11 protein-coding genes are annotated in these 13,859 nt (G+C 29.7%); 4 read left to right on the top strand and 7 right to left on the bottom strand.

What is annotated here, in order from left to right; all coding sequences use genetic code 11:
* Positions 1–72: 72 nt before the first annotated feature.
* From asnB to ACYU7A_RS14820, 4 genes are all read right to left on the bottom strand, one after another.
* Positions 73–1,746, bottom strand: a complete 1,674-nt coding sequence (gene asnB, locus ACYU7A_RS14835; protein WP_460577762.1) for an asparagine synthase B — start codon at positions 1,744–1,746, stop codon at positions 73–75.
* Between the two features lie 166 nt (positions 1,747–1,912).
* A complete protein-coding gene (locus tag ACYU7A_RS14830) occupies positions 1,913–2,356 on the bottom strand; it encodes a hypothetical protein (protein WP_460577760.1) in 444 nt (147 codons plus the stop codon).
* A gap of 189 nt (positions 2,357–2,545) precedes the next feature.
* A complete protein-coding gene (locus ACYU7A_RS14825) occupies positions 2,546–4,315 on the bottom strand; it encodes a TonB-dependent receptor (RefSeq protein ID WP_460577758.1) in 1,770 nt (589 codons plus the stop codon).
* Between the two features lie 37 nt (positions 4,316–4,352).
* The gene (locus tag ACYU7A_RS14820) at positions 4,353–7,367 is read right to left on the bottom strand and encodes a tetratricopeptide repeat protein (RefSeq protein WP_460577756.1); all 3,015 of its coding nucleotides are present in this window, start codon (positions 7,365–7,367) and stop codon (positions 4,353–4,355) included.
* A gap of 237 nt (positions 7,368–7,604) precedes the next feature.
* Here ACYU7A_RS14820 and ACYU7A_RS14815 point away from each other — a divergent pair, with 237 nt between their 5' ends.
* The gene (locus ACYU7A_RS14815) at positions 7,605–8,288 is read left to right on the top strand and encodes a cell division ATP-binding protein FtsE (protein ID WP_298302498.1); all 684 of its coding nucleotides are present in this window, start codon (positions 7,605–7,607) and stop codon (positions 8,286–8,288) included.
* Here ACYU7A_RS14815 and ACYU7A_RS14810 read toward each other — a convergent pair.
* Complete coding sequence (locus ACYU7A_RS14810; RefSeq protein ID WP_460577754.1) at positions 8,257–9,510, bottom strand: hypothetical protein; 1,254 nt, start codon at positions 9,508–9,510, stop codon at positions 8,257–8,259. The genes ACYU7A_RS14815 and ACYU7A_RS14810 overlap by 32 nt on opposite strands.
* An 80-nt stretch (positions 9,511–9,590) precedes the next feature.
* Between ACYU7A_RS14810 and ACYU7A_RS14805 the strand changes: the two genes are divergently transcribed.
* Genes ACYU7A_RS14805 through ACYU7A_RS14795 form a run of 3 tightly spaced genes read left to right on the top strand, consistent with a single transcriptional unit; the run spans position 9,591 to position 12,372 of the window.
* On the top strand, positions 9,591–10,307 hold the full coding sequence (locus ACYU7A_RS14805) for a glycosyltransferase family 2 protein (RefSeq protein WP_460577752.1): 717 nt from the start codon (positions 9,591–9,593) through the stop codon (positions 10,305–10,307).
* 19 nt (positions 10,308–10,326) lie between these two features.
* Entirely contained in the window at positions 10,327–11,427 is a 1,101-nt protein-coding gene (locus tag ACYU7A_RS14800; RefSeq protein WP_460577750.1) for a glycosyltransferase, read from the top strand.
* Positions 11,428–11,430: 3 nt separating this feature from the next.
* Positions 11,431–12,372 carry a glycosyltransferase family 2 protein gene (locus tag ACYU7A_RS14795; RefSeq protein WP_460577748.1) on the top strand — a complete coding sequence of 314 codons (942 nt, stop codon included), beginning with the start codon at positions 11,431–11,433 and terminating at the stop codon, positions 12,370–12,372.
* On the opposite strand, the gene ACYU7A_RS14790 is transcribed toward ACYU7A_RS14795, so the two are convergent.
* On the bottom strand, positions 12,356–12,757 hold the full coding sequence (locus ACYU7A_RS14790) for a sugar 3,4-ketoisomerase (RefSeq protein WP_460577746.1): 402 nt from the start codon (positions 12,755–12,757) through the stop codon (positions 12,356–12,358). The two genes, ACYU7A_RS14795 and ACYU7A_RS14790, sit on opposite strands and share 17 nt — an antisense overlap.
* Entirely contained in the window at positions 12,747–13,856 is a 1,110-nt protein-coding gene (locus ACYU7A_RS14785; RefSeq protein ID WP_460577744.1) for a glycosyltransferase, read from the bottom strand. The genes ACYU7A_RS14790 and ACYU7A_RS14785 overlap by 11 nt, the downstream gene beginning before the upstream one ends.
* Positions 13,857–13,859: the final 3 nt, after the last annotated feature.

The following is a 13,859-nucleotide window of genomic DNA, read 5'->3' as shown; positions in this document are numbered from 1 at the left end:
TTATCATAAATGACAAGCGTTTTAAACAAACAAACTAAACTTCAATCTAAAGTCAAGAAACTACGCTTGACTTTATGCTTTTACATAGGCGTCATCGTGAACATTAGCCACGGCTCTTCCTGATGGATCATTCATGTTTTTAAAAGCTTCATCCCATTCGAGTGCGATTTTGGTACTACAAGCAACGCTAGCTTCTTGTGGAACGCAAAGTGCTGCTGTATCACTTGGGAAATGCTCTGTAAAAAGAGAACGATAATAATATTCTTCTTTAGACGTAGGTGTTTGAATTGGGAATTTGAATTTTGCATTCGCCAATTGCTCATCAGAAATTTCTTTTCCAACCATTTCTTTTAAAGTGTCAATCCAACTGTAGCCAACGCCATCACTGAATTGTTCTTTTTGACGCCAAGCCACACTTGCTGGCAACATGTCTTCGAATGCTTTACGTAAAACCCATTTTTCCATGCGTTCTCCGTTAATCATTTTGTCTTGTGGGTTGATGCGCATAGCAACATCCATAAATTCTTTATCTAAAAATGGCACACGTCCTTCAATTCCCCAAGCTGCTAAACTTTTATTAGCACGTAAGCAATCGTACATGTGTAATTTACTTAATTTACGTACTGTTTCTTCATGAAACTCTCTAGCATTTGGAGCTTTATGGAAATATAAATAACCACCAAACAACTCATCAGAACCTTCACCTGAAAGCACCATTTTGATTCCCATTGATTTAATAACTCTTGCCATTAAATACATTGGTGTTGATGCACGAATTGTAGTAACGTCATAAGTTTCTAAATTATAAATTACATCGCGAACAGCATCTAAACCTTCTTGAATGGTGAATTTAATTTCGTGGTGAATGGTTCCTAAATGATTTGCTACAACTTGTGCAGCAGCTAAATCTGGAGAACCTTCTAAACCAACAGCAAATGAGTGTAATTGTGGATACCAAGCATCAACTGTGTCACCTGATTCAATACGTTTTTGTGCATATTTTTTTGCAACTGCCGAAGTAATTGATGAATCCAAACCACCAGAAAGCAAAACTCCGTAAGGAACATCGCTCATCAATTGACGGTGAACAGCTGCTTCTAAAGCAGTTTTGATTTCTTCAATGCTTGTAGCGTTATCTTTTACAGCATCATATTCTGTCCATTCTCTGTTGTACCATTTTACGAATTCACCATCTTTACTTGACATGTAATGTCCAGGTGGAAATAATTCTATTTTTGTACAGTATCCTTCTAAAGCTTTTAATTCTGAAGCTACATAAAATGTTCCGTATTGGTCCCAACCGATGTATAATGGAATAATTCCCATGTGGTCGCGAGCAATGAAATATTCGTCTTTTTCAACATCGTAGATTGCAAATCCAAAAATTCCGTTCATTTCGTCTATGAAGTGAACTCCTTTTTCTTTATATAAAGCAAGAATTACTTCACAATCACTTTCGGTTTGAAAAGTATATTTACCTTCAAATTGTTTACGTAATTCTCTGTGATTGTAAATCTCTCCGTTGGCTGCAAGAACCAAGCTTTTATCTTGACTAAACAAAGGTTGTTTCCCTGAAGCTGGATCAACAATTGCTAATCGTTCGTGAGCTAAAATAGCTTTATCGTTACTAAAAATTCCGCTCCAATCTGGTCCGCGATGACGGATGATTTTTGCCATTTCTAATACTTGAGGTCTTAATGATTCTGATTTTTGTTTTAAATCAAAGGCGCATACAATTCCACACATAATCTTTTCTTTTTATTTTTTATTATGAAGCAAAATTGAGGCAATACTTCAAATATTAAAACTAAAAAAGAATAATTAGTTATAAATTTAAACTAAAAAATGATTTTATATGAAAATTATAAAGTGAAATTGTTTTGAATTGAGGTTTTGGGTTAGAATTTGTTAATTATTGAACAAATTCTATCTTAAATTTCGTTGTATTAATCTCAAACTCAAAACCCACTTCATTTCCCATCAACTTACTTCCTAGTGGTGATTGTGGTGAAACAGCAATAATAGTTTTATCGTCAACGATAATTTTAGGCAAAGCTGCACTTATGAATAATAACATTCCATTGGCTTGAACTAAACTTCCTAAAGCGATTTTAGTATGATTTGCGGAAGCGTCAATTTTATCTAGAACCGATTTTTGGTCAAGAATTTCTTTTAGTTTGTGATTCAGTTTTTCTTGTTCGATGTGCATCATTGACAAAGCGGTTTCATGCTTATCACCAGCCGAACCTTTAGCATCGTTTTGAGCATCTTCTGTCAATCCTGAAATCATATCACGGAATACATCGATTTTATCTTGAAGTAATAGTTGGTGTTGTTGAAGGATTTGTTTTTTCATATAATTTGCCACAAAGACACAAAGGCACGAAGTTTATTATTAAAAATATTAGAAAAATTAAAAAAAGTTTAAAAGCATTGAGATATAAAGATTCATTAAGATTTAAAAAATTATTTTTAAAAAATATCAAAGAAAATGAACCTTAATCTTAAATTTTCTTTGTGACTTCGTGGCTTTGTGGCAATAAAATTAAAAATCAAATTTATAATTAGCACCTAATAATCCTTGCACACCTTGCACTGGATAGTTTATCCATCTTTGGTAACTTTGGTTAGCTAAATTATTTCCTTTTAAGAAAAAGGTTAATCTTTCGTTGTATTTAAATCCAATATGAGCATTCAAATCGAAATAGCTATCAAGTGTTGTTGTTTCTGTAGTATATGTTGGTGGAAAAATTGCTAAAGCTGTTTGTACAAACTTAAGATCTTTTCGTTCTCCAACAAAGAAAACACTTGTTCCAGCATACCATTTGTCAGTAATATTGAAATCTAAATTTGCTCCTAATTTCAAAGCAGGTAAATTCCAAGCTTCTTCCTGAATATCAGTTGTGTAACTACTAAAAGTTCCGTTAACACCAAAAGATACATTTTTAGAGAAATCTGCTTTTAATTCACCATAAAAACTCACTGTTTTAACATCGTCATACACAACATCAAAAGAGTTTCCGTAAGCGTAACCATTTTTATTTGTATTGTAATGAGAGAATTCATTTCTTAAGAACATTGGTTTACCTCCTTCATTCATCAACGAACCACGAATGTTGTATCCGATAGTATTGGCTAATTTACCTTTTAATCCAACATAAATGTCAAATTTTTGATCGGTTGGTCCAATTCCTAGTGTTGGTGAAACGAAGAAATTTTCTTGTACGAATTCTTGATAAGAATTTTGTTTTAAAGCACCTTCTGCTCCAGCATAAGCTACCATTAAATCGCCAACCACTTTGTAAGATGCTGTAATATTTGGATATATAAAGAATTTATTTTTTCCAGATTCTGTTGCCATGCTGTAAAAGAATCCAACACCTAAATTTACAGATAAATCATCTTTATTGATTTGGAAACTTGGTTTCATTCCTACGTTGGTGTAACCATATTTCAACTCAGTTATTCCGTTATAATCTTTGTCAAACTTACCATTGATGTAATCAAAAACAAAATCTACTTTTATCTTTTCATCCATTACATCAAATGCAAGTGAAGGTTTTGCAACTAAACGATTTTCTCCAGAAGAAAAAGCATCAGAGAAACGATTGAACTTTATAGTTGCCTCTTTCAAAACACTTTCTCCAAGCGCTAATCTTCCACCAAGTGAAATGGTTTGATAGGTTTGTTTAGAATCGATTGCTTTAATAAAAGCATCCTTATCGGCAGGAATAAAATTTTCATAGAACAATGGATTCAAGCCATACCAATTATACATTTGATGCTGATAACCCAAATCTGCATTCCATGACAAATTTCTAGATTTGCTTCCGTAAGTTAAATCTATAGAAGAGTTTGAAAATTTATCATCTAAATCCAAATCTTTAATTCCGCCTTGAGAGGAAAGATGACGTAACATTGCTCCTACATAATCACCACTTTCTAATGTTTGTGTTACAAACAATTCGGCATTGATATTTCCATAGTTTCCTGCTGCTAAAGTAGCGTAATTGCTATACAATTTTTCTTGCTTTCCTTTATCAACTCCAGCTGCTTTTCCTTTAGAAGGTGTAAATGTTGAAGCTACTGGGAAAGAGAAAATATTGTACTGAATATTCTCTTTTTTAGAATTATCATCGTCTTCTAAAGATGGTGTTTCTTTTACTTTAAAAGCATCTGAAATAGTTGGTGTGTATGGTTTTACAACGTTAACAACTTCTGTTCCGATGTTTTCGTCTTTCTTTTGAGCAAAAGTGATTTGAGTTCCTAAAAGAACAGTTACTATTGCGATTTTATATTGGAAATTGATTTTCATTTTTTTCATTTTTTATTGCACAGAGTTTAAACAAAGTTTATTTTTCAATAGAAGAATTCGTTTTACTTTCCTCTGATTTAATAGTATTCAATTCTGTTTTAGCTTCTTCAACAACATCAGTGAATTCTGCAAAATTTTCTATTACTCCTTCTAAAATTGCTGTTGCTTGGAAACTATCTTTCAATCCGTAATAATTTTTCGCCATAACAACTAAACCTTTGGCTCCAAAATATTTATAACCTGAATAGTCTTTAGCAATTTTTTGAACCACTTTATTAGATTCAGCAAATTTTCCATCTTTATTTTTGAAATAAGCATCATAAAACAATGCCTCAGCTGCTAATTCACCTTTTGCAATTTTCAATAAATTAGCATAAGCTGTTCTTGCTTTAGCTTCGTCATTTGCTTTTATTGCTGAACGTGCTACAATAATTTGAGCATCACTTTTTACTTTATTATCGGTTTTTGGATTTGCCAAAACTTTATCAGCATAAATCACTGAATTTGGATAATCTTTTTGTGAATAGTAAGCTCGCATTAAATTGGCTTGAGCAAAAGTCACGTTTTGAGGAAAATCAGCTTCTATTTCTAATCGTTTTAAAACTGGAATTGCTTTTGTAAAATCATCTTTTTTCAAATGAATTTCACATAAACGAGCTAACGATTGTTCTGTAAATTCGCTTTTTGATTGTGCAATTACATATTCATAATTTGGAATTGAATTTGTTTCCAAACCATCAGCATAATAAGATTGTGCCAAATAAAAATTAGCTTTCAGAGCATGAATTCCTTTTGGAAACTTAGCCACATAACTACTTAAAGTTGCGATGGCTTGTTTGGTGTTATTTTGCAAATATTGTTTTTCAGCAGCTTCATAAGTATCGTTATCTAATTCAGCATCAGAAACTTCTACGAAATCTAAAGTTCTTACCCAAGTTGCATACTCGTCTACTTTTCCGTTATCTACATAAATCAATCTAGCTGTAGAAACTGCCTCCAATGCTTCTGGAGTTCTTGGATAATCGGCAGCTACTTTTTTGAATTTTGTTATTGCTTCATTATCTTTATTTGCATTGTAATAAATCAATCCTTGTCGCAAAACCGCTTTTGAAGCATAAGACCCATTTTTGAATTCAGACAATAATTGGTCGTAAGTTTTAATTGCTAAATCAGTTTTATTGTCAGCTACATAAGTATTTCCTAATTCAAACAAAGCATCATCACGATATTGAGAGGTTTTGAAAGTTAACAAAAACTTATTGAAGTCTTCAATTTTCTTATCATTTTTACTTACAAAACCATAAGAAATTGCTTTTTGAAAGGCAGCATAATCAGCGTCAACACTTTTTAATTCGATGGCTTTATTGTAAGCATCCATAGCTGGCCAATATTTGGAAGTTACAAAACGGCTATCTCCAAGTCTCAAATAAGAATCATTCAATCGGATTTTATCGTCTTTAACAGCGTCAATTTGTGCTTGAAAATAATTTCCTGCTTGGTCATATTCTTTTTGCTTGAAATAACAATAAGCGATGTTGTAATTTACATTTTTAAATTCAGGTGTGTTTTTAGCTTCTGCCATTCCTTCAAATTGCTTGAAACTTAACAATGCTTCGTTGAAATTATCTAAAGTAAATTCAGTTTCGGCTTTCCAAAATGTAGCTCTTGCTGAGAATTTTGCATCTTTTTGTTCTTTCAACGATTTGGCAAACATCTTTTGGGCTTCTTGATAATTTCCATCTGTGTATAATTCTAAACCTCTATAAAAAGTTACTTTTTGATACGCCAATCTGTTTTCTGGATTTTTATTTTTCTCCAATAAATTCAACGCTTCTTTGTAATTTTTAGAAGTGATATACGAGTTAATCAATAAGTTTTCAATTTCATTTTTGCTAGGTGAATTTGGATATTTTGCCAAAAACGAAGATAAAACGTCAGGAACAGATTGATACGAATTTCCAATTTCATAACTGATTTTAGCATAATTCAAATTGGCGTCTTCTTGAATTTTTTTATCAAAATCCATTTCAGATGCAATCTTGAATGCGTTTAAAGCTTGTTGCTTCTTGTCGGTTTTCATATAGCTTTCACCCAAATGATAGTAAGCATTTTGAGCAACAAAATCCTTTCCATCAATAATCTTATTGAATTGCGAAATAGCGTTTTCGTAGTCTTTTTGTTGGTAATATGTATATCCTAATTGGTAAAAATCAGTGTTACTCCATTTTCCTTTTTTGCCGTTATATTCTTTCAAATAAGGCAATGCTTCACCATATTGTTTCAAATTGAAATAACTTTCTCCAATAATTTTATTCAATTCCGATTTTTCTACAGCCGATGATTTTGCCATGGCAGCCTTACCCAAATCGATTGCTTTTTGAAAATTTCCAAGTTTAAAATTCATATCAGCTTGAAAATAGGACATCTTTTCTTTGTATTTCTCTTCACCAGAAACTTGGTCAAAATACTTTGTTGCTTCTTTGTAGTCATCGCCTTCATAAGCCATAAATCCTAAGTAATACTTGGCTTGTGAACCATATTCTTTAGAGTTCGCAACTTTATTAAAATAAGCAGTAGCCTCTTTTTTATTTTTAGCTGTAAAAAAAGCATATCCTTTTTGAAAATTATAACGTTCTAACTCATCATAAGTCAGGGCACTTTCGTCAACTTTATTAAAATACTCTAATGCTTGTGGATAGTTTCCGTTTTCAAAATAGAAGGTCGCAACACCAATGTAAGCTTGATTTTGCTTAGTACTTGTTGGATAATCAGCGACAAAATCTTCCATCAATTTATCAGCACCAGATTGATTTAAACGAATCGCACAATTGGCTATATAATAAGCACAATCAGCTTGTACCTCTTGTTCTTTATTATTTTGTTGCACTTTTTCGAACAAAATCTGAGCTGCTAAATATTGTTTATCATTATATAAATCTGTAGCTCTATCAAATTCAGAAAGTTGGTTGGTATAAATAGCAGTTTGCTGTGCCGAAATTGTAGCTCCAGAAACCAATACATTTAAAAATAAAAAAGCTGTTATTTTACGCATTTCATATATTTTTTAATAATCATTCAAAATTACCATTCTACTAAGTATAACGAGACATCGTTTGGTTTTATTATAAACATTTTTCTTAACAATCTAATTTAAGATATTATTAAGATAGGAAGCAATAAAAATCAACTTGTTAAGTTTTTAAATTAGGAAACTTCAAAATTTATATATCTAAAATCTTATATCTAATATCTAAAATTTATTACTTTTACCCAATAAACAAAATTTCCTATGTCACAACCAGTATTATCTTTAAAAGACGTTACTATTTATCAAGAAAATAAAGTCATTTTATCTCAAGTGAATCTTGAAGTAAATCACGGCGAATTCCTTTACATCATTGGAAAAACCGGAACTGGAAAAAGTAGTTTTATGAAAACACTTTATGGAGATTTGCCTTTAACAGAAGGTGAAGGTCATATTGTGGAATATGATTTGGCGACGCTACAAGAAAAAGACATTCCTTATTTGAGAAGAAAAATAGGAATTGTTTTTCAAGATTTTAAATTGCTTCCAGATAGAAATGTGAACGATAATATGCTTTTTGTATTGAAAGCAACTGGTTGGGTTGACATGACTGAAATGCAAAATAAAATTGATGAAGTTTTAGATAAAGTAGGAATGAAAGGTTTTGCCAATAAAATGCCTCACCAACTTTCTGGTGGAGAGCAACAACGAGTTGCCATTGCAAGAGCTTTGTTAAACGACCCAGAATTAATCTTAGCAGACGAACCAACAGGAAATCTTGATCCTCAAACAAGTGCTGAAGTTCTTGAAGTATTAAAGAACATCAATGCTAACGGTAAAACTATCATTATGGCAACACATGACTATGCTTTATTAATGAAATTCCCATCTAAAACACTTAAATGTGAAGATGGTGCTATTTTTGAAGTGGTTCAGAGAAGTGTTTAGTTTTATCAAATATTTTTTTTGCTATTAAAATAATAACAAAAGAAAAGACTGGAAGATGAAATCTATCGCCTTGTGAACAAGAAATTCCAGATAAAAGAATGGTATACAGTACAAAAAAACTTATTAAACTAAAATAAGGTTCTTTCTTGTAATAAGCAAAAAACATAAATACAGATAAAAAAAATCCAATAATTGTAAAGAATATATTCTGAACTTTTGAAAGTGTAAAAAAGAAACCTTTTGAAAAATCAAAATAAGTTGTGTTATTAATATTTATTGTATAATCAAGAGCTGTATTTCCAGCTGATGAATTATCATAAACATCAGATAAATATGCGTAAAACAAATAAAACTTATTATTTGAAATTTGATTTATTAAATCATCAAAAGCTATTTTTTTTGCTTCAGAATTTGATATTGAAAAAATATAATCCATCCTAGAATTATCTAGTTGATTAAGTTTTTTTCCTTCACTTAAACAAACAGCCTTACTACCTAAATAATTATAGTAAGTCACTGAATCAATATAACTTATTGTAAAATCTCCATATTGCTTTTTTAGAAGTCCACATTGAATAAGTACTAGACAAAAACTTCCATACAAAAAAATAATTGCCTTTTTATTGTAATTCTTTATAACTTCTTTAACAAAAAACAACACAAAAAAAATAGCCAACAATTTAGCTCCAGGCTTGATTAACATTGAAATTGTAAAGATTGATAATGAAACAGATAAATATAAAAACTTAAACGTTTTATAGTATTTTTGAAGAAAATAAAAACCTAAAACAATAAAAAATAAATAAATATTTTCTGAATATAAATTAAAAATACAAATTGCACTTCCAATAAAAAAAATGGAAATTATAGTTGTGTAAAATGATTTCTTTAAAGTTAAAATATTGCATAATATTTTAAAAAGTAACAATGCAGTTCCAATCCAAAATATAAAATTAATTGGATAACATGCTTTAAAAACTTCCAAATTAGAACAACCAAATAAAAATGGAATGCCATGAATTAAAGCCAAAAAAATAGGTCGATACTGATGCCCTTCATGTAAGAAATATAAATCATACGCTGATTCAAAATAGGATTCAGCATCAGGACTTATTCTATTTTGAATATTTAATTGTAAAATAAAATTTAAAAATTCTATCCACAAAAAGCCAATCAAAACAATTAAAATTTCAAATTTATATTTAAAAAATAATGATTTCATAGTCTTATTTTGAACAAAAATATAGAATTTATTGCAGATTAAATTTAGAACATTAGATTTGTGTTTTAATTACAAGTAAAATGAAGAAATTATCTATTATCATACCTATATACAATGAAGCAGCAACGATTCATTTGATATTAGATAAAATTAAAAACGTATCTCTTCCTGATAATATAAAAAAAGAAATAATTGTTGTTGATGATTGTTCTACTGACAATTCGAAAACTAAAATAGAAGCTTATATTGAAGGTAATTCAAAATTAGATATTAAATTCTACCAACACGATAAAAATAAAGGAAAAGGAGCAGCATTACACACTGGAATTAAAAATGCAAGTGGAGAGTTTACAATAATTCAAGACGCCGATTTAGAATACAATCCAGAAGAATATTCAATTTTATTACAACCCGTTTTAGATGGTTTTGCCGATGTTGTTTATGGCTCTCGATTTATGGGTGGCAATGCACACAGAGTATTGTTTTTTTGGCACACGATAGGAAATCGATTTTTGACATTTCTTTCTAATATGTTTTCCAATTTAAACTTAACCGACATGGAAACGTGTTATAAATTATTCAACACCAAGATACTACAATCTCTAAATTTAAAAGAAAGAAGATTTGGTTTTGAACCTGAAGTTACAATAAAAGTAAGTCGAATCAAGAAAATAAGAATGTATGAAGTTGGAATTTCTTACTATGGTAGAACTTATGAAGAAGGAAAAAAAATAAATTGGAAAGATGGAGTTCATGCCATTTATTGTATCATAAAATACGGATTATTTCGTTTATAAAAATATTAAAATTCTAGCTTTGTCAAAACAAACAATCGTTATATCAGGAGTAAACATGAAAGATGGTGGCATTTTTACCATCATGGACAATTGTTTACAAAAGATATCACAATATATTGAGAACAAAGACATTAAAGTCATTGCCTTAGTTCATGATAAATCTAAATTTGATTACCCAAATATTGAATATATTGAATTTCCTGATGCTAAAAAATCTTGGTTCAAACGATTGTATTTTGAATATTTTTACTTTAAAAAATTATCTAAAAAGATAAATCCTGATATTTGGTTTTCATTGCATGATGTTAGTCCAAATGTGATTGCTAAAAAACGTTTTGTCTATTGTCATCATCCCACAGTATTCTATAAAGCTAGTTTTAGCGATTGGAAATTTGATTATAAAGTTGGTGTTTTTTCAATCTTGTATAAATATTTATTTCAAATTAATATCAAAAAGAATACTGCTGTTTTTGTTCAACAAGAATGGATAAAAACTGAATTTGAAAAACTTTACAACATCAATAATGTTATAGTTTGCAAACCAGAATATACTGAAGAAATAACTTCCGATAAAACAGCTTTAGATATTCACAAAGTACATTTCTTATATCCTAGTTTTCCTCGAACATTTAAGAATTTTGAGCTACTTTTTGAAGCTATTGAATTACTTGATGATGAAATAAAAAGAAAGATTCAGTTTCATTTTACTACCATAAAAGATAATCCGCATAAGTTTGCAAAATATTTATTTGAAAAATATAGCTCAATGCCTGAAGTAGATTTTAAAGGCTGGATTTCAAGAGAGGAACTTTTGAAATTATATAATTCTATCGATTGCATTGTTTTTCCATCAAAACTTGAAACTTGGGGATTACCTTTATCTGAAGCAAAAGCTTTTGGCAAACCGATTTTATCAGCCAACCTACCCTATGCAAGAGAAACCGTTGGTGATTATGAAAAAGTATCCTTTTTTGATGTCAATAATCCAACAGAATTGGCGCAATTGATTACCGATTTTGTAGACAAAACCATTAAATTTCAAGGAAATAAATATACTTTTGATACCAGCAATCAATTGAACGATTGGAATGCCATTTTTGATTTTATATTTAAAAAATAATTTATGCCTTTTTTTTCAGTAGTCATTCCGCTATATAATAAAGAAAAGTATGTTGAAAATGCTCTAAAAAGTATTCTCAATCAAACCTTTACTGATTATGAAGTTTTGATTATAAATGACTGCTGCACTGATAAAAGTATTGAAAAAGTAATGCCTTTTTTATCTGAAAAAATCAAATTAATTCATCATTCTGAAAACAAAGGACTTTCGGCAAGTAGAAATACTGGAATTGAAAAAGCGTCGACCAACTACATCACTTTTCTTGATGCTGACGATTTATGGAAACCAACTTTTTTAGAAACCATTCATCGGTTAATTATCTATTTTCCAGAAGCACGAATTTTTGGAACCAACTATGAAGAAGTCTATCAAAATAAGACTTACAAACCGCACAATGGATCAGAGAGTTTACAAGAAAATTTTGAAGGTTATATTAATTTCTTTAAAATCAATGTAAAGCAAGGAATTTACAATCATGGTAGCGTTTGTATTCACAAAGAAGTGTATGAAAAAGTTGGAAATTACAATAATGAAATTAAGTTTTCTAATGATATTGATTTCAATATTCGAGCCAATTATCATTTTAAATTAGCTTACAGCAACACTGTTCAAATGTCTTATTTAATGGACGTTGAGCATCAAATTACTCGAAACTCCATCCTACATAAAAAAATTCCGAATTACGACAATTATGAAGCTTGGACAAAAGATAATCAAGATTTAAAAAAGCATTTGGATTTTTTTAGATATGTATTAGCCAAAAAATTAAAACGAGATGGCGATACAAAAGATTGGAAAAAAATAGCTGAAGCTATAAATCCATCCAATTTGAATTGGAAACAAAAAATATTGCTAAAATTACCGCAATCTTTGTTGCTTTTAGTAGAAAATACTAAAGCCTATTTGATAAAAAAAGGAATAAAAATTTCTACTTATTCGAATTGATATAAGCTACAAAAGACTTGTAATTTCTGATATAATCGTCTTCGTCATAAACTTCTGATGCTAGAACTAAACAAACTGCACCAGAAGAGAAATTTTCAAGTTCTCGCCAAATATTATTTGTGATTAACAAACCTTTATCGGGTTTATTCATTGTGATAACTTGTTGATTTTTACCATCTTTTAAAACCACATCAAAACTTCCTGAAATTGCTATTAAAATCTGATTCAGTTTTTTATGTGCATGTCCGCCACGCTTAGATGTACTTGGAATATCATACAAATAATACACTCTTTTGATATCAAAAGGAACAACACCATTTTCAAGAACAGCAATGTTTCCTTCTCTATTTAATATTTTGGGAATATCAATTAACTTAACGTTCATTTTTTAATTGTTTAAAAAGTGATAACCATTGATTCCCAATGTTTTCAACTTCAAATTTTGATATACTTGTTTTGCAATTGTTTTTACAATGTAAATATAAGTTTTTATCCTCATAAAATGTATTTATTGCAGCAATCATAGCTTCTTTATTTTGATTTTCTACCAATAAACCATTTTGTAAATGATTAATAATTTCTGAAGGACCAGTTTCACAATTATAAGCTACAACAGGTGTTTCACAAGCTAAAGATTCTATTAAAACCATTGGCAAACCTTCATATTTGCTTGTAAGAACTGTAAAAAATGCTTTTGAATAATAAGCAAAAGGATTTTCTACATTTCCTTTAAAAATGATGTTTTCTTTCTGCCCTATTCTATCAGCTAAATCTATCCAATCTTGTTTTAATTTTCCGTCTCCTAAAATAATAAGTTTGATATTTTTATCTGGTAAATTCGATTTAGAATAACATTCAATAAGATGATCAAATTGCTTTACATTTTTGTTCATACTTCCTGCGGAAAGAATGAAATCTCCTTCAAAATCAATGCTTTCTGATTTATTTTCATTTATTTTTTCAAAATCAATCGGATTGTAAATTTGATGGATGTTTTTAAAATTATATTCCGTTTTAATCTTCTCTTCAATTCCTTTGGAAACAGCAATTAATTGTTTGCAATTTTTATACAGTAAATTGGCTAAAAACTTATTTTTAGGTATATAAGAATCTAGTTTATTACTGTGAATGGTTTGAATGTGATTTTTGTATAAATAATTATGAATAATAAACTCTTGCAAGAAAAAACGTTTGACTCTAAAATCTATTACAAAATCAAAGTTCTCCTCTTTTAAATATTTTTTTAAAATAGTGAATCTCTTTATTCTGCTAACAATTCCATTAGAACCAGAAACATGTTTCGCTAAATGCATTACTTCACCATAATAGTCATATTCAATTTTCCCAGAAAAAACTAAATGATGAACTTCAAATCCTTGATTAACAAAAAAATGAGACAAAGTTGCAGCACATCGTTCTGCTCCACCATCGGAAAGAGTTACAGTTACAAGGCAGATTTTATAAGATGTTCGGTTTTGAGTCAATTT

This window comes from Flavobacterium koreense, from assembly GCF_054776075.1.
Note: the sequence above shows the minus strand (reverse complement) of the source record. Positions and strands in the feature narration are given on the sequence as shown.